Source organism: Pseudomonas congelans (assembly GCF_900103225.1).
Taxonomy (GTDB): Bacteria; Pseudomonadota; Gammaproteobacteria; order Pseudomonadales; family Pseudomonadaceae; genus Aquipseudomonas; species Aquipseudomonas congelans.
Genome location: NZ_FNJH01000001.1, coordinates 681,914 through 699,929 on the forward strand (window position 1 = coordinate 681,914; position 18,016 = coordinate 699,929).

The 18,016-nt window shown below is 59.9% G+C and carries 20 protein-coding genes; 6 read left to right on the top strand and 14 right to left on the bottom strand.

Annotated elements, in window-relative coordinates; genetic code table 11:
• Window positions 1-5 precede the first annotated feature (5 nt).
• The 5 genes from BLR20_RS02975 to ribBA form a co-directional block, all read right to left on the bottom strand.
• Window positions 6-1,160 carry an ABC transporter ATP-binding protein gene (locus tag BLR20_RS02975; protein WP_054992868.1) on the bottom strand — a complete coding sequence of 385 codons (1,155 nt, stop codon included), beginning with the start codon at window positions 1,158-1,160 and terminating at the stop codon, window positions 6-8.
• The gene (locus tag BLR20_RS02980; RefSeq protein ID WP_003405538.1) at window positions 1,157-1,972 is read right to left on the bottom strand and encodes an ABC transporter permease; all 816 of its coding nucleotides are present in this window, start codon (window positions 1,970-1,972) and stop codon (window positions 1,157-1,159) included. Before BLR20_RS02980 ends, BLR20_RS02975 begins: the two co-directional genes overlap by 4 nt.
• Window positions 1,973-1,978: 6 nt before the next feature.
• The gene (locus tag BLR20_RS02985) at window positions 1,979-2,935 is read right to left on the bottom strand and encodes an ABC transporter permease (protein WP_074594376.1); all 957 of its coding nucleotides are present in this window, start codon (window positions 2,933-2,935) and stop codon (window positions 1,979-1,981) included.
• The gene (locus tag BLR20_RS02990) at window positions 2,920-3,945 is read right to left on the bottom strand and encodes an ABC transporter substrate-binding protein (protein ID WP_003317999.1); all 1,026 of its coding nucleotides are present in this window, start codon (window positions 3,943-3,945) and stop codon (window positions 2,920-2,922) included. Before BLR20_RS02990 ends, BLR20_RS02985 begins: the two co-directional genes overlap by 16 nt.
• Window positions 3,946-4,235: 290 nt before the next feature.
• On the bottom strand, window positions 4,236-5,345 hold the full coding sequence (ribBA, locus tag BLR20_RS02995) for a bifunctional 3,4-dihydroxy-2-butanone-4-phosphate synthase/GTP cyclohydrolase II (RefSeq protein ID WP_054992866.1): 1,110 nt from the start codon (window positions 5,343-5,345) through the stop codon (window positions 4,236-4,238).
• 93 nt (window positions 5,346-5,438) lie between these two features.
• Here ribBA and BLR20_RS03000 point away from each other — a divergent pair, with 93 nt between their 5' ends.
• A complete protein-coding gene (locus BLR20_RS03000; protein ID WP_054992865.1) occupies window positions 5,439-5,729 on the top strand; it encodes a DUF1330 domain-containing protein in 291 nt (96 codons plus the stop codon).
• Between the two features lie 74 nt (window positions 5,730-5,803).
• Here the strand turns inward: BLR20_RS03000 and BLR20_RS03005 are convergent, their stop codons facing one another.
• The 6 genes from BLR20_RS03005 to BLR20_RS03030 all read right to left on the bottom strand — a co-directional run bounded on the left by BLR20_RS03005 (window position 5,804) and on the right by BLR20_RS03030 (window position 10,766).
• Window positions 5,804-6,367, bottom strand: a complete 564-nt coding sequence (locus BLR20_RS03005; protein WP_010429958.1) for an NUDIX hydrolase — start codon at window positions 6,365-6,367, stop codon at window positions 5,804-5,806.
• 1 nt (window position 6,368) lies between these two features.
• Window positions 6,369-7,121: a GntR family transcriptional regulator gene (locus tag BLR20_RS03010; RefSeq protein ID WP_003410157.1), complete on the bottom strand. Its 753-nt coding sequence runs from the start codon at window positions 7,119-7,121 to the stop codon at window positions 6,369-6,371.
• Window positions 7,122-7,296: 175 nt separating this feature from the next.
• Window positions 7,297-7,782 (bottom strand): flavin reductase family protein, encoded by a 486-nt coding sequence (locus tag BLR20_RS03015; RefSeq protein WP_010429960.1) that lies wholly within the window; start codon window positions 7,780-7,782, stop codon window positions 7,297-7,299.
• A gap of 13 nt (window positions 7,783-7,795) precedes the next feature.
• Window positions 7,796-9,277 (bottom strand): aldehyde dehydrogenase, encoded by a 1,482-nt coding sequence (locus tag BLR20_RS03020; RefSeq protein ID WP_054992864.1) that lies wholly within the window; start codon window positions 9,275-9,277, stop codon window positions 7,796-7,798.
• Window positions 9,274-10,122, bottom strand: coding sequence for an alpha/beta fold hydrolase (locus BLR20_RS03025; RefSeq protein WP_054992863.1), 849 nt, complete (start codon window positions 10,120-10,122; stop codon window positions 9,274-9,276). The genes BLR20_RS03020 and BLR20_RS03025 overlap by 4 nt, the downstream gene beginning before the upstream one ends.
• A 53-nt stretch (window positions 10,123-10,175) precedes the next feature.
• Entirely contained in the window at window positions 10,176-10,766 is a 591-nt protein-coding gene (locus BLR20_RS03030; protein ID WP_032613966.1) for an amino acid synthesis family protein, read from the bottom strand.
• 270 nt (window positions 10,767-11,036) lie between these two features.
• Between BLR20_RS03030 and BLR20_RS03035 the strand changes: the two genes are divergently transcribed.
• From BLR20_RS03035 to BLR20_RS03050, 4 genes are all read left to right on the top strand, one after another.
• The gene (locus BLR20_RS03035) at window positions 11,037-12,176 is read left to right on the top strand and encodes a glutathione-independent formaldehyde dehydrogenase (protein ID WP_003405501.1); all 1,140 of its coding nucleotides are present in this window, start codon (window positions 11,037-11,039) and stop codon (window positions 12,174-12,176) included.
• 114 nt (window positions 12,177-12,290) lie between these two features.
• Window positions 12,291-13,151, top strand: coding sequence for an SDR family oxidoreductase (locus tag BLR20_RS03040; RefSeq protein ID WP_010429971.1), 861 nt, complete (start codon window positions 12,291-12,293; stop codon window positions 13,149-13,151).
• A 180-nt stretch (window positions 13,152-13,331) separates the two neighbouring features.
• A complete protein-coding gene (locus BLR20_RS03045; RefSeq protein WP_010429972.1) occupies window positions 13,332-13,727 on the top strand; it encodes a low affinity iron permease family protein in 396 nt (131 codons plus the stop codon).
• A 47-nt stretch (window positions 13,728-13,774) separates the two neighbouring features.
• The gene (locus tag BLR20_RS03050) at window positions 13,775-15,205 is read left to right on the top strand and encodes an NAD-dependent succinate-semialdehyde dehydrogenase (protein WP_032613968.1); all 1,431 of its coding nucleotides are present in this window, start codon (window positions 13,775-13,777) and stop codon (window positions 15,203-15,205) included.
• A 70-nt stretch (window positions 15,206-15,275) separates the two neighbouring features.
• On the opposite strand, the gene pbpG is transcribed toward BLR20_RS03050, so the two are convergent.
• On the bottom strand, window positions 15,276-16,211 hold the full coding sequence (pbpG, locus tag BLR20_RS03055; protein ID WP_010429974.1) for a D-alanyl-D-alanine endopeptidase: 936 nt from the start codon (window positions 16,209-16,211) through the stop codon (window positions 15,276-15,278).
• A 268-nt stretch (window positions 16,212-16,479) separates the two neighbouring features.
• Here pbpG and BLR20_RS03060 point away from each other — a divergent pair, with 268 nt between their 5' ends.
• On the top strand, window positions 16,480-17,040 hold the full coding sequence (locus BLR20_RS03060) for a hypothetical protein (protein ID WP_010429975.1): 561 nt from the start codon (window positions 16,480-16,482) through the stop codon (window positions 17,038-17,040).
• Window positions 17,041-17,135: 95 nt separating this feature from the next.
• Here BLR20_RS03060 and BLR20_RS03065 read toward each other — a convergent pair whose 3' ends face one another.
• Together BLR20_RS03065 and BLR20_RS03070 are read right to left on the bottom strand one after the other, a co-directional pair.
• Window positions 17,136-17,318: a hypothetical protein gene (locus BLR20_RS03065; RefSeq protein WP_016982074.1), complete on the bottom strand. Its 183-nt coding sequence runs from the start codon at window positions 17,316-17,318 to the stop codon at window positions 17,136-17,138.
• 172 nt (window positions 17,319-17,490) lie between these two features.
• Window positions 17,491-17,850 carry a hypothetical protein gene (locus tag BLR20_RS03070; RefSeq protein ID WP_003318019.1) on the bottom strand — a complete coding sequence of 120 codons (360 nt, stop codon included), beginning with the start codon at window positions 17,848-17,850 and terminating at the stop codon, window positions 17,491-17,493.
• Window positions 17,851-18,016: the final 166 nt, after the last annotated feature.

Consider the following 18,016-nt stretch of genomic DNA (forward strand, 5'->3'; position numbering starts at 1 on the left):
CGCCGTCAGTGGGTGCCAGCTGCCTTGTTCAGGTCGCTGTCGGTCCACTCGGTGTAGATGCAGGCGTCGGCAGCGGCCCAGCGCACGCGCACCGGGTCGCCCGCCTTGAGCGACATGCCGTTCGCGGAAAGCGCTTTGACGGTCATGGCAGTGCCTCCTGCAGTCACCACCGAGCACGTCTGGCTCTCGCCGAGGAAAAGCACTTCATGGACCGTGGCGTTGACCTCGTTCCAGCCTGCTTCGAGCGGCATGGCCGCTGCCTGGGACACGCTCAGTGCCTGGGCTTTCTCCGGGCGCACCATCAGCAGCACGTCCTGATCGGTCTTCAGCCCTGCGGTCAGGCGAATCGCCAGTGTGCTGCCTTCGAACGTCGCCACGGCATTGCCCTGGGCCTTGAGCCTGAGGAAGTTCGAGTTGCCGAGAAACGAGGCGACGAAGGCATTCGGCGGGTCCTGATACAGGTCATAGCCCGAGCCCAGACCGACGATCTTGCCATGGCTGAAGATGGCGATGCGCTGTGACAGGCGCATGGCTTCTTCCTGGTCGTGGGTCACGTAGACGATGGTGATGCCCAGTCGGCGATGCAACTGGCGCAGTTCGTCCTGCAGGTCTTCGCGCAGTTTCTTGTCCAGTGCGCCCAGCGGCTCGTCCATCAGCAGGATGCGCGGCTCGTAAACCAGTGCCCTGGCGATGGCAACCCGCTGCTGCTGGCCGCCTGACAGTTGCGACGGGCGACGATGAGCGAAGGCTTCCAGCTGAACCAGCTTGAGCATCGCATCGACTTTCTTCTCGCGCTCGGCCGCAGGCAATTTGCGGATCGCCAGCGGGAAGGCAATGTTGTCGCGTACCGACAGGTGCGGGAACAGCGAGTAGCGCTGGAACACCATGCCGATGTCACGTTTGTGCGGCGGCACATTCACCAGCGATTTGCCGCCCACCAGAATCTCGCCCGAGCTGGGTGTTTCGAAGCCGGCGAGCATCGACAGCGTAGTGCTTTTTCCCGAGCCGCTGGAGCCCAGGAAGGTCAGGAATTCACCGTCCTTGATGTCCAGGGAAATGTCGTCGACGGCGGCGAAATTTCCGTAGTGCTTGTTCAGATTACACAGGCTGACCAGTGTGTTCTGTTGCTGATGGGCGGGGTCTTTGATCACGGCACTCATGAAGTACTCCTGGCTTCGTTGCGGCGACGCAGGGTCGCGGCGATGAACATGATCAGCACCGACAGGGCGATCAGCAGCGTTGAGGCGACGGCGATGACCGGCGTCAGGTCCTGACGCAGGGTGGTCCACATTTTCACGGGAAGGGTTTGCAGGGTCGGGCTGGCCATCATCACGCTCAACACCACTTCGTCCCACGACACCAGGAACGCGAACAGCGCACCGGCCATCATGCCCGGGCGGATGCCGGGAAAGGTCACCTTGTAGATGGCCTGCAAGCGAGAAGCACCGCAGATGACCGCGGCATCCTCGATGGACTGATCGAACAGCTTCAGCGAATTGATGATCGAGATGATGGTGAACGGCAAGGCGACAATCACATGGCTGACGACGAAGGAAAACAGCGTGCCGGTGTAACCGAGCTTGAGAAACAGCGCGTAGACCGCGACTGCGATGATCACCAGCGGCACGATCATCGGCAGTGTGAATACGCCATACAGAAAGTCACGCCCCGGGAACCGGCCGCGCACCAGTGCGAACGCAGTGGGCAGGCCCAGCGCCACCGAGGCGAGGGTGGTCAGGATCGCGACCTTGAAGCTGGACATGGCCGCAGCCATCCAGTCCGGGTTGGAAAAAAACTGCTGATACCACTTCAGCGTCCAGCCCGGCGGCGGAAACACCAGCCACTGCGACGAACCGAACGACAGCAGGACGATGAACAGGATCGGCAGCAACAGGAACAGCGCGATCAGGGCGGTGGTCAGGTACAGGCCCGTACGCAAGCCGGGGCTCATGGCATTGGGTGTCAGGAGCATGGCGGTTTACCTCGCGTTACTGGCGCCGACCGGTGATTCCGGCTGGAGCTTCAGGTAGAAGTAGAACAGCACCAGCGTGATCAGCACCAGCAACGCAGCGGCGGCACTGGCCAGCCCCCAGTTGAGGAACGACTGCACCTGCTGGACGATGAATTCGGGCAGCATCATGTTCTGCGCGCCACCGAGCAGGGCCGGGGTGACGTAGTAACCGAGCGACATGACAAACACCATCAGGCCTCCGGAAAACAGTCCCGGGCGGCACAGTGGCAGAAACACTCTGAAGAAATTGCTCCAAGGGCTGGCCCCGCAGATCGAACCCGCCTGCAGCACCATGGGATCGATGGCCTGCATGGTCGCCTGCAACGGCAGGACGATGAACGGAATCATGATGTAGCTCATGCCGATCACCACACCGGTCAGGTTGTGCACCATTTCCAGCGGTTGATCGATGATGCCCATGGCCATCAAGGCCTTGTTGACGACTCCGGAGGCCTGCAACAGCACCAGCCAGGAATAGGTTCTGGCCAGCAGGCTGGTCCACATCGACAACAGCACGATATTGAGAATCCAGCGTCCCCAGCCGCGTGGCACCAGGGTGATCACCCAGGCAAGCGGGAAGCCCAGCAGCAGGCTGAACAGCGTCACCAGACCGGCTACGGAAAAGGTATTGAGCAGCACCCGCGAGTAGGCCGAGTTGGCAAACAGTTGCTCATAGTTGCCAAGGCCCGGCACCGGTTCGAGCACGCCGCGTAGCAGCAGGGCGATCAGCGGGGCGAAGAAGAACAGTCCGAGGAAGATCAGGGCCGGAAGCAGATTGCGGCTGCCGCGCCAGCGCTGTGCGAGGGAAGGGGATGGCTGCATGCCCGGCGCCTTCTGGCTGGCCACGCCAGCGGTGCTGGAAGCACCCCCGGCTGGCATGGATTGACGAGGAGCAACCGCTGTCATTTTTACTTGACCAGCCATTCGTTCCACCGTGTCGCGATATCAGCGCCGTTCTTGGCCCAGTATGCGAAGTCGAGAGTGATTTGATCGGCAACGTGCGCGGTCGGCAGATTAGGTGCCAGCGTAGAGTCCAGGCGCGCAACGCTCTGGGTATTGACCGGGGCATAGGCACTGAGGTTGGAGAAGTCTGCCTGGCCTTTGGCGCTGGTCGCGTTGGCGATGAATTTCATCGCGGCGTCCTTGTTCTTTGCGCCCTTGGGTACGACCAGAAAATCAGCCATGACCAGGTTCTGCTTCCAGCTCACCCCCACTGGGGCGCCATCCTGTTGCAGGGCGTAGACCCGCCCGTTCCACATCTGCCCCATCGATACTTCGCCGGAAGCCAGCAGTTGCTGGGACTGCGCACCGCCGCCCCACCAGACAATGTCCTTCTTGATGGTGTCGAGTTTCTTGAAGGCGCGGTCGAGGTCCAGCGGGTAAAGCTTGTCGGGCGCTACACCATCGGCCAGCAGGGCCAGCTCCAGCACGCCTGGGCTTGGCCACTTGTAAAGCGCGCGTTTGCCCGGGTAGGTCTTGGTGTCGAACATCGCGGCCCAGTCACCCGGCGCCTTGCCGCCGACTTTGCTTTCGTTGTAGCCGAGCACGAAGGAGAAGAAGAACGAACCGGCGCCGTGGTCAGTCACGAAGCGTTTGTCGATCTCGTCGCGTTTGATGGTGGTGAAGTCCAGAGGCTCCAGCAGGCCTTCGCTGGCGGCGCGCAGGGCGAAGTCGGCTTCGACATCGACAACGTCCCACTGCACGTTACCGCTTTCGACCATGGCCTTGAGTTTGCCGTAGTCGGTAGGACCGTCCTGCACGACGGTGATACCGCTGGCCTTGCTGAATGGAGCCGCCCAGGCCTCCTTTTGGAAGTCTTGCGTGGAGCCGCCCCAACTGACGAAATTGACGCTTTCGGCGGCAATGGCGGCGACACTCGAAAAAGCCAGCACGCCGGCCGCCAGGACTGCTGTTGCACGTTTGTTCAACACCATTTTTACGCCCTCATTTGTTGTGTTTTGAGCGGGCTTTTCTTGCCCGCGTAATCGGGAGCAGTAGGTCCAATGGGCCTTGAAACCTTGTACGGGTCAGGTGCTGTTATTGGTGCTTTCCCTTGCCGGGCGCGCCTGACCAGATCTTGTATTTATGGAATGTCATATTATGGTATTCCAAACTTTCTGCAAGCGTTTTGCCCTGTCAAAACGCCTTCACGGTGGGTTTTCTGATCAGCGCCTGTGGCTGCAGGCAACGGATTATCAGGCTCGCGCGCCAAGCGTTTGTCTGGTCAGCCGGGAAACGGAATACTTTCAATCACTTCCAGATCGTAGCCGGTCAGCCCTGCGTATTTCAGTGGCGGGCCGAGGTGGCGTAGCTTGCCGACGCCCAGGTCCTGCAAGATCTGTGCGCCCGTACCGACCTCCGAATAAATGCGTGATTGCGAGCGGGTGTATTGGCGGGGCGGCTGGGTGAGCTGCGGAATGCGCTCCAGCAGCGCCTGGGACGATTCGTGATTGGCCAGCACCACCACCACACCGTGACCTTCCTGCGCGACACGTTGCAGGGCGGCCCAAAGCGTCCAGTTGGCAGGGCCGTTGTATTCGGCACCCACCAGGTCACGCAGCGGGTCGACAACATGCACGCGCACCAGTGTGGGGGCGTCGCGACGGATGTCGCCCATCACCATAGCCATGTGCACGCCACCTTCGATGCGGTCTTCGTAGCTGAACAGACGGAAGGTGCCGTGCACGGTCGGCAGTTCGCGCTCGCCAATCCTGACGATGGTGTGTTCGGTGCTCAGGCGGTAATGGATCAGGTCGGCGATGGTGCCGATACGAATGCCGTGCTTTTTGGCGAACACTTCCAGGTCGGGTCTTCTGGCCATGCTGCCGTCATCATTCATGACTTCAACGATGACCGACGCTGGCGTGAAGCCGGCCAGCCGGGCCAGGTCGCAGCCCGCTTCGGTATGCCCGGCGCGGGTCAGCACGCCGCCGTCACGGGCGCGCAGTGGAAAGATATGGCCCGGCTGCACCAGATCTTCCGGTACTGCCTGCGGGTTGACGGCGGCCTGAACGGTACGCGCACGATCTGCCGCGCTGATGCCCGTCGTCACCCCCGTGGTCGCTTCGATGGACACCGTGAACGCGGTGGCGAATACACTGCCGTTACTGGGCACCATCTGTTCCAGGCCCAGACGCTGACAGTGTTCGTCGGTCAACGTCAGGCAGATCAGACCGCGCGCCTCGCGGGCCATGAAGCTGATTGCCTGTGACGAACAGCAGTCGGCGGCCAGCAGCAAGTCCCCTTCGTTTTCCCGGTCTTCATCGTCGACCAGCAACACCATCTTGCCCTGGCGGTAGTCTTCAATGATGTCTTCGATGCGATCGAACGCCATAGTCAGTTCCCGGTTTTATGGGTGGATGAATCGTGGTATACCATAAGACAGAATATTTCACAGATTGCCTATCAATGAAACAGTGAGATCGCGATGAAAGCCTATTGGATTGCACACGTTGATGTGACCGACCCCCAGCAGTACAGCGAATACACCCAGCGCGCCCCTGCGGCTTTCGAGCTGTTCGGTGGCAGGTTCCTCTCGCGCGGAGGGCGTTCCGAGGCGCTGGAAGGGCGTGACACGCCGCAACGCACGGTGATTATCGAATTTGAATCCTACGAAAAGGCGGTGGCCTGTTATCGGTCGACCGAGTATCAGCATGCGATGAGCCACAGGCAGGGCGCTTCGGAAGCCGAGATCGTGATCGTCGAGGGGCAGTTTTAAGCGTTCGGTTGCTCGAGTCAGAAGCAGAATCCGCCACGCCTGGGACTGCTTGGTTTGCGGCTCGCTAACTGCTTTCAGCGGATAAAGTGCACCTTGCCGGTGTCGTCGTTACCGATATAAATGCCGTAGACACCCGCCTGACGCTCTTCGATATAGCGTTCCAGTATCTGGCGGATGGCGGGGTAATAGATGCTGTCCCACGGGATGTCTTCGGGAGCGAAGAATCTGTAGTCCAGGGTTTCCGGGCCGAACTGGCCGGTGACCTCCAGCGCGATGGCGCGGAACACGATGTAGACTTCGCTGATACGCGGCACGCTGAAAATGGAGTAGGGCGAAAGGATCTCGGCGCGCACACCGGTTTCTTCCCAGACTTCACGCAGCGCCGCCTGCTCGGTGGTTTCGCCGCTTTCCATGAAACCGGCGGGCAGTGTCCAGGTGCCTGGGCGCGGCGGGATGGCGCGCTGGCAGAGCAGGTACCTGCCTTCCTGTTCGATGATGCAACCCGCGATGATCTTCGGGTTGACGTAGTGAATGTACTGACAGCCGCCACAGACCAGCCGCATGTGCGTATCGCCCGACGGGACACGCTGAGCCAGATCAGCGCTACCGCATTGTGGGCAGAAGCGCGGCGTGGTCATTTCAGCGACCTATGCGAGGTTCTTTAAGGGCGACGGGGGCGACGATGTCGCGGACTTTGCTGTCTTCGTCCTGTTTGGATTTGAGGTATTCCAGCGCCACGCGTGCGGCGTTGCGTACGTGATCGACCGATGCCTGGTGTGCGGCCAGCGGGTCGCCGCTCTTGATGGCTTCGACCATAAGCTCCATTTCCTTGTTGCTGGCACCGCGGCGGTTTTCCTGGGATACCGAGGTGGCGCGCAGGTAGCTGATGCGCGCCTGCAACTGGCGTAGCTGGGTCGCGGCCACATGGTTGCCCGAGCCTTCCAGCAATACATCGTAAAAACCCTGTACCGAGTCGATCACCTGCTGCAGCTCGCCTTCCTTGAGCGCCTGACGATTTTCCTCCAGGGCTTTTTCCAGTGCGCGAATGTCCTTGGGTTTGGCCCGCAGGGTGAACAGCTGAACGATCAGGCCTTCCAGCACGCAACGCAGTTCGTAGATGTCACACGCGTCAGCCAGCGTGATGATTGCAACGCGCGGGCCCTTGGCATCGGCGAACTCGACCAGACCTTCGGATTCCAGATGGCGCAGGGCTTCGCGCACCGAGGTACGGCTCACGCCGAGGCGGTCACACAGATCACGCTCGACCAGACGATCCCCCGGCAGCAGCTGAAAGTTCATGATTGCGCTGCGCAGCTTGTCCAGCACGATCTCGCGCAGCGTGACGGGGTTGCGGTTGACCTTGAAGGTGTCGTCGAGAGGCAGGCGTTTCATCGGGTGTGCTCGGAATGGGGCTGTCAAAGTAAAAACGTGACTGGAAATAAAGTCTCGCTCATGTCGGCAGCCCGCAAACTGTGCGGGCTGCTGCATGGCCCGGACGGATGAACCCGGGTCGCGGCCGAGTTTATCACGCCGATGCCTGCAACCACCAAAACCGCCCTGTGCAGCCTCAGACGATGGCCGGCAGCGCGCCCATCTTGCCGCGGTGATAGACCATTGGTGTGACCGGTGTCGCGGGCAGGATCAGGTTTTTCACCTCGCCGACAATGATCGCGTGATCGCCGCCGTCGTATTCGCGCCACAGCTCACACTCGATGATCGCCGTAGCGTTGCTCAGCAGCGGGTTGCCCAGCTCGCTCAACTGCCACTCGATGCCCTTGGTCTTGTCCTTGCCCTTGCTGGCGAAGGCATAGGCTTCTGTCTGCTGATCGGCAGACAGCAGGTGAATCGCGAACTTTTTGCTGTCACGCAACACCGGATAAGTGTCCGATGCATAGTTGGGGCAGAACAGCACCAGTGCCGGATCGATGGACAGCGCACTGAATGCGCTGGCGGTGATTCCGACCAGATTGCCCTCTGGGTCCAGGGTGGTGACGATCGTCACGCCCGAAGGGAATGACGCCATGACTTCTTTGTAAATACCGGGTTCTATCATCGCAGCGGCCTCTTTAACGCATGACAAATGGATCAGGCATGGGCGCCTGCGAAAGGTTGATCCACACCGTTTTCAGCTCGGTGTAGGCCAGCACGGAGTCTATCCCGCTCTCGCGACCGTAGCCGCTATTTTTGAAACCGCCGATAGGCGCCATGGCCGACACGGCTCGATACGTATTGACCCAGATGATACCTGAGCGAATATCCCGCGCCAGCCGGTGCGCGCGGCCAAGGTCGCGGGTCCAGATTCCGGCGGCGAGACCGAACTGGGAGTCGTTGGCGATGGCCAGCGCCTCGGCTTCGTCCTTGAAACGAATCACCGATGCGACCGGGCCGAACACTTCTTCCTGCATGATCTTCATCGAATTGTGGTCGCACTCGAACAACGTAGGTTCATAGAACCAGCCTTTGCTGTCCAGTACCGGACGCTTGCCGCCCAGACGCAGGCGTGCACCTTCGGCCAGCGCGTCGGCCACCAGGCCTTCTACCACGGCCAGTTGCTGGGCGGTGGCCATCGGGCCCATTTCGGTGTCTTCATCCTGCGGATTGCCTATGCGGATCCGGCTGGCGCGCTCGGCCAGGCGTTCGACGAACTGGTCATAGATTTCATCCTGCACCAGCAGTCGCGAGCCGGAAACACAGCTTTGCCCGGACGCCGCATAGATGCCGGCGACGGCGCCATTGATGGCGCTGTCCAGATCGGCGTCGGCGAAGATGATATTCGGTGATTTGCCGCCCAGTTCCAGCGACAGTTTGGCAAAGTTCTCCGCACTGCTGCGCACCACATGCCGCGCAGTGGCCGCGCCACCGGTGAAGGCTATCTTGCGCACCAGCGGGTGCCGGGTGAGGGCCGCGCCAGTGGTCGGGCCGTAACCGGTGATGACGTTGACCACTCCAGGCGGAATACCGGCTTCAAGTGCCAGACGCGCCAGCTCGAGCACTGTGGCCGAGGCGTGTTCCGAGGGTTTGAGGACGATGGTGTTACCAGCCGCCAGTGCCGGGGCCAGCTTGATGGCGGTCAGGTACAGCGGGCTGTTCCAGGGAATGATCCCGGCCACCACGCCCATCGGTTCGTGCACGGTGTAGGCGAACAGGTCCGGCTTGTCGAGGGGCAGGGTGCCGCCTTCGAGTTTGTCAGCGAGCCCTGCGGTGTAATGAAAGAACTCCGGCAGATAGCCGACCTGGCCGCGAGTCTCGCGAATCAGTTTGCCGTTGTCGCGGCTTTCCAGCTGCGCCAGTTGCTCTTTGTTTTCGGCAATCAGGTCGCCCAGCTTGCGCAGCAGCTTGCCGCGTGCCGTGGCAGTAAGGCCACGCCAGGCCTGACCCTCGAACGCTTTCTGGGCGGCCTGAACCGCCCGTTCGACATCGGCTTCGTCTGAATCCGGCAGTTGCGCCCAGGGTTCGGCCAGCGCCGGGTCGAGGCTGTCGAAAGTCTTGCCGGACAGCGCATCGACCCACTGGCCGTCGATGCACATCTGAAAGCGGGTAAGGCTCATGCAACAATCCCCTTGATCGAATGGTGACCGGACGCCGGTTTGTCGAGGCCGATCTTTTCGAAGAAACCGAGCAACATCTGGTTGACCAGACGTGGCGATTCAACCGGCATCATATGGCGTTGATCGAGCAATATCGCGACATCGGCACCGGGGATGCGCGCAGCCAGTTCCCTGGCCATTCCGGGCGTCGATCCTGGATCGAGTTCGCCCGTGGCGATCAACGTCGGTGCGCGAATATCGCCCAGATCGTCGGCGCGGTACATATCCTGAGTGGCGAACAGCTTGTACGTGGTCAGGTAACCCTGCGGATCATTGCTGGCCAGGTTGTGTCGAATGGCCGCAATCTGCGCCGGATTGGCTGCCTGATACTCACGGCTGAACCAGCGTGACAGCGCTTCGCCAGCGTTGGCGTCCGGGCCATGCTCGGCAGCCTGACTGGTACGCGCAATCACGCTTGCACGCTGTTCCGCGCTGCGATTGAAGACACTGTTAAGCACTACCAGCCCCGATAGCTGCTGGGGGAACTCCAGCGCGAATGCACGCGCCACCAGGCCGCCCATCGAGAAACCGACGACCGCCGCCTGTGGCAGTTGCAGATGCGTCAGTAACTCGTGCAACTGTTCGGCATAGCCCGGCAGTCCCGTGTCCGGGTCGGGGCGGGGGCTGGCACCGTGGCCGAGCATGTCGTAGGCGATGACCTGGTAATGCGCAGCCAGCCCGACGATCTGGCCGCCCCACATTTCCTTGTTCAGGCCCACCCCGTGAATCAACACCACGGGGTGACCTTGGCCGGTAGCCAGATAGCTGGTACCCGCCGGGGTGTGTTCAGCGGTGAGCTGAATCATGGATCGCTCCTGCGCAGATGACAAAGGTGGTCGGGCAACGGGCCCTTCACAAGTTACTGAGCCTGTTCGGCAGCCAGCTCTTCCAGGTCGATGTAACGATTGCCGATTCGCGGGTGCAGGCGTCCACCATTGGCGGCACCAAGGACTACGATGATTTCGTCGGCACGGGGCGAATCTTCGATGTGCATTTCCAAGGTGATGTAGTGCGAGCGCAACCCTTCATCGTCCTTGTGCATCATCGGAATCTGGATCGACGTACCCGGGCCGCCGCGTTTGTTGGTGAAGCTCAGGTAGCTCTTGGCCTTGACTGCCTCACGGTAGTGATTGCCAAAGCGCAGGGTATGGATGACTGCCGAAGCGTGTTCGATTTCGCCTTCCGCCCCGACCACGGCAGCCTTGCCGTAGGCCTCGATTTTATCCGCGCCGCCAATCGCGTCGGTAAGGCGTTTGACCATCAGCTCGCCCAGTGCGGAGCAGCTGGCACGAATCTCCGGTTTCAGATCCTCGACGAAACCACGGCCCAGCCAGGGGTTCTTGATCACTGCGGCCAGCCCGATCATGGTGACCGGCTTGTCGGTAGCCTTGCCGCCCTCGATAAAGGTTTCTTCGGTGTACGTGACGATCTTGCGAATTTCAAAGCTCATGAACGACTCCCGGAGCAAGTGCTTTTGTATTTCGTCTGATGGTATACCATAAGATCGTGCATGCAAATCCTTTATTTGCGGCGAATATCGCGCCCTGGGTTCACCTTATTTCCCTGGATCGATGCGCACGCACAGCTCTGGCTCGCGCTCATTGATGACCATTCGTCAGGTGCGAAGGCAATCGCTTTGAACAGGCGTCCTCTGGTTGTGACAGATATTCGGTGAGCCCTGAAAGGCCCTATCGAATTTTTTACTGAGGAGACTCCGAACATGAAAGCCATCGTCTATAGCGGTCCGCGTGACGTCAGTGTCAAAAACGTACCGGATGCGAAGATTCAGAAGCCGACAGATGCGCTTGTCCGAGTGACCTCCACCAATATCTGTGGCTCGGACCTGCACATGTACGAAGGCCGCACGTCCTTCGAGACCGGGCGCATTTTCGGTCATGAGAATCTCGGCCAGGTGATTGAAGTCGGTGCAGGCGTCGACCGCATCAAAGTGGGTGACTGGGTGTGCCTGCCGTTCAACATTGGCTGCGGTTTCTGCGAAAACTGTGAGAAGGGCCTGACCGGTTATTGCCTGACCGCCAACCCTGGCAGCGCGGGCGCGGCCTACGGTTTTGCCGACATGGGCGATCATGAAGGCGGCCAGGCTGAACTGTTGCGCGTGCCGTATGCCGACTTCAACTGCCTGTTGTTGCCTGAAGATGCCGCCGAGCGTGAAGAAGATTACGTCATGCTCTCGGACATCTTTCCTACCGGTTGGCATGCCACCGAGCTGGCCGGTCTGCTGCCTGGCGAAAGCGTTGCCATCTATGGCGCCGGCCCGGTCGGCCTGATGGCTGCCCACTCGGCGATGATCAAGGGCGCCTCGCAAGTGTTCGTGGTCGACAATCATCCTGATCGTCTGGCACTCGCTGCGAAGATGGGCGCGACGCCGATCAACTCGCTCGAGCAGGGCGCAGTGGATCAGATCCTCAACCTGACCGATGGCAAAGGCACCGACCGAGGCTGCGAGTGCGTCGGTTATCAGTGCTGCGACCGTCATGGTCACGAGGCCAACCACGTCACCATGAACAACCTGGTTGCTTCGACCAAGGCGACTGGCGGCATCGGTGTCGTGGGCGTTTTCGTGCCACAGGATCCGGGTGCCAAAAGCGACCTCGCGAAGGAAGGCAAGATGGCCTTCGACTTCGGTTCGTTCTGGTTCAAGGGCCAGCAGATCCGCACTGGCCAGGCCAACGTCAAGGCTTACAACCGTCGCCTCGCCGAACTGATCCACCACGGGCGCGCCAAGCCGTCGCAGATCATTTCCCATCGTCTGAAGCTTGAAGAAGGCCCTGACGCCTACAAGCATTTCGACGCGCGTGATGAAGGCTGGACCAAGGTCGTGCTCAAGCCAGGTGCGTGATCAGCGCAATTGACCAGGCCCCTTGCCTGACAGCCCTTGTCGTATTTGCCACAGGCGATCGATAAGGGCGTAAGCGCTTCAGGCAGAACATTTTATTCAGCGAGATTTATTCAAATGAACGAAGAATACCCAAAGCCGCCATTTGCCAGTCAGCCGCAGGACGTTCCAGGCATGCAGGGCAAGATGGATCCCTATCCCGATTGCGGTGAAAAAAGCTACAAGGGCTCTGGACGTCTGCAGGGCAAGATTGCTCTGATCACCGGCGCTGACAGCGGCATCGGCCGCGCCGTCGCGATCGCCTTCGCACGTGAAGGCGCGCAGGTCGCGATCTCATACTTGAACGAGCATGAGGACGCGCAAGAAACCAAGCGCTGGGTCGAGGAGGCGGGTCGCAAATGCCTGCTGTTGCCGGGCGACCTGGCGCAGAAGCAGCAATGCGAAGACATCGTGAGCAAGACCGTTGCAGAATTTGGTCGCATCGATGTGCTGGTCAACAACGCTGCATTCCAGATGACCCATGAAACGCTGGACGACATCTCCGACGAAGAGTGGGTCAAGACTTTCGATATCAACATCACGGCGATGTTTCGTATCTGCAAGGCTGCGGTTCCACATATGCCGCGGGGCGGCTCGATCATCAATACCAGTTCGGTCAATTCGGACATGCCCAAGCCGACGCTGCTGGCGTATGCGACCACCAAGGGTGCGATTGCCAACTTCACCGGCGGTCTGGCGCAGTTGTTGGGCGACAAGGGCATCCGCGTCAACAGCGTTGCTCCCGGTCCGATCTGGACGCCGCTGATCCCGGCGACCATGACCGACGAAGACGTGAAAAGCTTCGGCAGCGAGACACCGCTGGGGCGCCCAGGGCAGCCTGTGGAAGTTTCGCCGATCTATGTGCTGCTGGCCTCGGACGAAGCCAGTTACATCTCCGGCTCGCGCTATGCCGTGACCGGCGGCAAGCCGATTCTGTAAACGCAGTCTTGTGCAGCCGAAACGGCGCCCTCACAGGCGCCGTTTGTGTTTTGCACGCTCTTTCCGGTGCACCGCTATGGCCTTGAAACTGTCGTCGGGCTGGACAGACCAAACTGTTGCAAGAAATTTCAAGGCGCTGCCGGTGTCCATGTAACACACCCCGTGTTCAGGCAGTCATTAATGAAGTTCTCCAGGTTTTCACAGTCTCTTTCAAAATGGGCAGGCAGCCCGTCCACCTTTGCATCAGCCGTCGTACTGATCTGCCTCTGGGCTTTCACAGGCCCATGGTTTCACTATAACGATACCTGGCAGTTGATCATCAATACCTCGACGACCATCATTACCTTCCTGATGGTCTTTCTGATCCAGAATACGCAGAACCGCGACAACGATGTTTTGCACCTGAAAATCGACGAGCTATTGCGCGTCACCAAGGATGCGCAGAACTCGTTGCTGAACCTCGACGACTTCACTCAAAAAGACCTCAGGGCCTTGCGCAAGAAGTACGAGGCCATGGGCGGCAATCACGATCTCGACGCACCTTTGCCGATGGCTGGCGCTGATCAGCGAGTCTGATGCATCGGCCACAGCGTTCCTTTCAGCGACTTATGGAGAAAACTTTCATGTATCCAGACGTACAGCTTTATATCGATGGCCAGTGGCGCTCGAGCCGCGACAATCGCACCCTGTCGGTCATCAACCCGGCGACGGGCGAGGCGCTGGGCACTGTGGCGCATGCCGGTATTGCCGACCTTGACGAAGCGCTGGCGGCGGCCGAGCGTGGCTTTGCCACCTGGCGCGCGACCTCGGCTTATGATCGCTACAAGCTGATGCAGAAAGCGGCGAACCTGATTCGTGAGCGCGCGGACAGCATCGCTCGAATCATGACGCAGGAGCAGGGCAAGCCACTCGCCGAAGCGCGCATGGAAACCCTGTCGGCGGCTGACATCATCGACTGGCTGGCTGAGGAAGGGCGTCGCAGCTATGGCCGTATCGTGCCATCGCGTGGCGTGTCCATCGAGCAGAAAGTCATCAAGGAGCCGGTCGGCCCGGTCGCCGCATTCACACCGTGGAATTTCCCGATCAACCAGGTGGTGCGCAAGTTGTCCTCGGCGCTGGCCGCGGGCTGCTCGATCATCGTCAAGGCTCCGGAAGAAACGCCAGCGTCGCCTGCCGAATTGATTCGCGCCTTCGCCGATGCCGGTGTTCCAGCCGGCGTCATTGGTCTGGTCTACGGTGATCCGGCAGAAATTTCCGGTTACCTGATCCCGCATCCGGTCATTCGCAAGGTCACGTTCACCGGCTCCACCCCGGTCGGCAAGCAACTGGCCGCACTGGCTGGCAAGCACATGAAGCGGGCGACCATGGAGCTGGGTGGTCATGCACCGGCGCTGGTGTTCGACGATGCGGATATCGACCTCGCCGCTCGCGTACTGGCCACCGCCAAGTTCCGTAACGCCGGGCAGGTCTGCGTGTCGCCCACGCGGATTCTGGTGCAGCGCAAGGTACTGGATGCGTTCACCGAGAAATTCGTCGGTCTGACCCGCGAGATCAAGGTCGGCAACGGTCTGGAGGCGGGCACCACCATGGGCCCGGTGGCCAATGACCGACGTATTCCGGCGCTGGTCGATCTGATCGATGATGCGGTGCGTGGCGGCGCGACACTGGCTGCCGGCGGCAAGTCTGTCGAAGGGCCGGGCTATTTCTTCGAACCGACCGTGTTGAGCGGTCTGAAACCGCAAATGCGCATCATGAATGAGGAGCCTTTCGGCCCTGTCGCGCTGCTGGTGCCGTTCGACACGGTAGAGGAGGCGATTGCCGAATCCAACCGAGTGCCGTTCGGGCTGGCATCCTACGCATTCACCACGTCGATGAAGACCGCTCAGGCACTGAGCACCTATATCGAAGCGGGCATGCTGTCGATCAACCATCAGGGCATCGGCTTGCCGGAAGTGCCGTTCGGCGGTATCAAGGATTCCGGTTACGGCTCCGAAGGCGGCACCGAGGCCATTGAGGCCTACCTGAATACCAAACTGGTCACTCAATACAACTGAGTGTCGCGCGGGTAAATAAAAACGGTCGCGATGTGCAAGCATCGCGACCGTTTCTCGTTGCCTGCGTCAATCAGTCTTTGGCTTGAATACCGGTCTGTCTCATGACCAGATTCTTTTCCTTCTTGTACTGCAGAGCCACTTCCGGGGCCGGGCCACTCTGGCCGGTTTCCATCCACTTGCGTATGCGGCTGGCATCGGCGAAGTGTGTGTATTTGCCGAAAGCATCGAGAATCACCACTGAAACCGGGCGGTTGGCCATACTGGTCAGCAGCACCAGGCAGTGACCGGCCTGATTGGTAAAGCCGGTCTTGGTCAGCTTGATGTCCCAATTGTCCTTGCGCACCAGATGATCGGTGTTGCTGAAACCGAGGGTGTAGGTCGGTTTGCGGAAGGTCACGGTCTTCTGCTCGGTGGTGCTCAGTTCACTGAGCAGCGGGTATTTGCGCGCTGCCATCACCAGCTTGGTGAGGTCACGCGCAGTCGACACGTTGTACACCGACAGACCGGTAGGTTCGACGTAAGCCGTGTGCTTCATGCCCAGCGCCTTGGCCTTGGCGTTCATCGCCAGAATGAACGCCGGATAGCCGCCGGGATAGCTGTGCGCCAGGCTTGCCGCCGCGCGGTTTTCCGACGACATCAGGGTGATCAGCAACATGTCGCGGCGGTTCATTTCACTGCCGAGTTTGACTCGGGAGAACACGCCTTTCATTTCCGGTGTCTGGGAAATGTTCACCGGAATGACTTCGTCCATCGGCTGCTTGGCATCCAGCACGACCATCGCGGTCATCAGCTTGGTGACCGAGGCAATCGGCACAATCACATCCGGGTTGCTGGAATACAGCACCTTGTCGGTCTGCAGGTCGATGACCATTGCGCTGCCCGAGGCGAGGTGCAGGTTGGAAGGATCACGGTTCAGAACCGAAGGTTCGTTTGCCAGCGTAGGGGTAGAAAGCACCGGGCCGGTAAGTACAAATAATAGGCCCAAAAGAGACAGACGGATTTTCAAGAGCAAGGCTCACTCGATAAAAGGTGGTAAATGGAAGGGATCGCGTCAAAACGCTGCATTTTATGAGCAGACTTTGCTGTATGTCGATGGGCTGGGCTGGGCGTTTGAGCAATAAATCATGCAATCGATGGTTCATTAAGTTGCTGTTAAGTCGCTTTCTGCTCTTGAACCTGCCAAAAACCGCATGCCAATTGAATATTCGTGGTGCACAAGGCCCGCACCGATTAGCATTCCATGCCATTCAGGTCACTGATTCAGGAGTCATGCAATGCTCAAGGGGTTTGTCAGCAAGGATTACGCAGTACTGGTGATCATCGCGTCATTGATTGTCATTCTGCTGCTGGGTGTCGGCTTTACCTCACGCCCGAGTGACTGGGCAGGCTGGATGCAGGCGATTGGTCTGATTGTCGGGCTGATGGCCGCCGTGGCAGTACCGGCCATCCAGCGCAAGCAGGAAGCGGAACTGGCGCACAAGCAGATACGTGACCGGGAAGTGGGCTACGCGCGGCGCATGCAGTACCTGTGCGGCGAGCTGAGCGAACTGCAGGGCCGCATCAGCCTCAACCTGACCCATCTGCGGGCCAGTGACCGGCATAGTCTGAAATACACCTTGCAGGATTACCTGCATCGCCTGTTCGAGTCGCATAAACAGGACCTGAACGATGACCGCGTGGTACTGGCTTACGAGTTGCGTCAGGTCGCCAATGACCTGATCGATGAACTCGACAGTGGCCGTACCGATCGAGTGGTGTTCATGGCGCTGGAGAAACGTCTGCAGAAACTGACCCATCGCTGTCAGGTCAATGCAGCCATGGCCGAGCGCGGCTGAGTCTCGTCACCGGCGTCTTCCGCGCCAAAAAAAGCCCGCCTACAATGAGGCGGGCAAGGGATGTGCGGAGCAACGCACGAGGTTTGCAGAAGAAGTCAGCTGTTGAGGGGCTGGCACTGCATTTGCCGCGACAGGGCCTCTGCAACAGGCAGTGACGCGAGCGGGCCGCTGACGGGTTCGCCATCCTGAATCAGGTACCAGCAGGCCAACAGGCCGCGCTCTCTGAGCGGGGCTGGAACTGCGCTGCCGACGACGGACATGATGTGTACCTTGGTCATAAGTGCCTCCTCAATCCATGGCGCTACTGTAGAGGGCAAGCAGGCAAGGCAGAAATCGACGCTCTCAATAGTGGTCATTGATAACAACGAGGGTCTGGCGCATTGCATTGGCAGCCCATAGTGTGAGCACACCAACAAAAAACCCGCCTGAAAAGGCGGGTTTTTTGTTCTGTTACCAGCGGCCGCGTGGCGGACCGTAGTAATAGCCAGGGCCTGGTGGTGGCCCGTAATAATGATGGTAGTAGCCAGGCGGTGGAGGCGGTGGATAGCGCTCGACGACCTGATAGACCGGGGCCGGCTGGTAATAGACCGGTGGCGGCGCGTAGTAGACCGGGCGCTGCTGCACATACACCGGCTCGCGCTCGACGTACACCGTTCTGTCGCGACCTGAAGACACCGCCGCCCCGACAACGGCAGCGCCAACGATAGCACCTACCACGGCAGGGCCACCCCAGCCACGGTCAGCATTCGCCTGGCCAGCAAGGGCCAGGGCACCTACAAACAAGGCGATCTTGGGGATTTGACGAATCATGACTGTTCCTCGCTCTCAACCCGTTGTCGCGCGCCTGCATCATTCTCAAGCACTGCCACGGGATAACACTATGACATCGAAATTGTAAGAATCTGCGAAAGTGCTGAGTAAATTTTATGTAAGGTGTGCGGCGTATGTCCTCGCGTTCACTGGTGCGTAGCATACG

Excerpts from the sequence above, each read along its gene's own strand:
- BLR20_RS03020 (WP_054992864.1), bottom strand. The coding sequence starts at position 9,277 with ATGAGCCTTACCCGCTTTCAGATGTGCATCGACGGCCAGTGGGTCGAT.
- BLR20_RS03005 (WP_010429958.1), bottom strand. The coding sequence starts at position 6,367 with ATGACCACGCCGCGCTTCTGCCCACAATGCGGTAGCGCTGATCTGGCT.
- BLR20_RS03030 (WP_032613966.1), bottom strand. The coding sequence starts at position 10,766 with ATGAGCTTTGAAATTCGCAAGATCGTCACGTACACCGAAGAAACCTTT.
- BLR20_RS02980 (WP_003405538.1), bottom strand. The coding sequence starts at position 1,972 with ATGCTCCTGACACCCAATGCCATGAGCCCCGGCTTGCGTACGGGCCTG.
- BLR20_RS03035 (WP_003405501.1), top strand. The coding sequence starts at position 11,037 with ATGAAAGCCATCGTCTATAGCGGTCCGCGTGACGTCAGTGTCAAAAAC.
- BLR20_RS03070 (WP_003318019.1), bottom strand. The coding sequence starts at position 17,850 with ATGATTCGTCAAATCCCCAAGATCGCCTTGTTTGTAGGTGCCCTGGCC.
- BLR20_RS03025 (WP_054992863.1), bottom strand. The coding sequence starts at position 10,122 with ATGATTCAGCTCACCGCTGAACACACCCCGGCGGGTACCAGCTATCTG.
- ribBA (WP_054992866.1), bottom strand. The coding sequence starts at position 5,345 with ATGGCGTTCGATCGCATCGAAGACATCATTGAAGACTACCGCCAGGGC.
- BLR20_RS03045 (WP_010429972.1), top strand. The coding sequence starts at position 13,332 with ATGAAGTTCTCCAGGTTTTCACAGTCTCTTTCAAAATGGGCAGGCAGC.
- BLR20_RS03000 (WP_054992865.1), top strand. The coding sequence starts at position 5,439 with ATGAAAGCCTATTGGATTGCACACGTTGATGTGACCGACCCCCAGCAG.
- BLR20_RS02990 (WP_003317999.1), bottom strand. The coding sequence starts at position 3,945 with ATGGTGTTGAACAAACGTGCAACAGCAGTCCTGGCGGCCGGCGTGCTG.
- BLR20_RS03060 (WP_010429975.1), top strand. The coding sequence starts at position 16,480 with ATGCTCAAGGGGTTTGTCAGCAAGGATTACGCAGTACTGGTGATCATC.
- BLR20_RS03015 (WP_010429960.1), bottom strand. The coding sequence starts at position 7,782 with ATGATAGAACCCGGTATTTACAAAGAAGTCATGGCGTCATTCCCTTCG.
- BLR20_RS03065 (WP_016982074.1), bottom strand. The coding sequence starts at position 17,318 with ATGACCAAGGTACACATCATGTCCGTCGTCGGCAGCGCAGTTCCAGCC.
- BLR20_RS03040 (WP_010429971.1), top strand. The coding sequence starts at position 12,291 with ATGAACGAAGAATACCCAAAGCCGCCATTTGCCAGTCAGCCGCAGGAC.
- BLR20_RS02985 (WP_074594376.1), bottom strand. The coding sequence starts at position 2,935 with ATGGCTGGTCAAGTAAAAATGACAGCGGTTGCTCCTCGTCAATCCATG.
- BLR20_RS03050 (WP_032613968.1), top strand. The coding sequence starts at position 13,775 with ATGTATCCAGACGTACAGCTTTATATCGATGGCCAGTGGCGCTCGAGC.
- BLR20_RS03010 (WP_003410157.1), bottom strand. The coding sequence starts at position 7,121 with ATGAAACGCCTGCCTCTCGACGACACCTTCAAGGTCAACCGCAACCCC.
- BLR20_RS02975 (WP_054992868.1), bottom strand. The coding sequence starts at position 1,160 with ATGAGTGCCGTGATCAAAGACCCCGCCCATCAGCAACAGAACACACTG.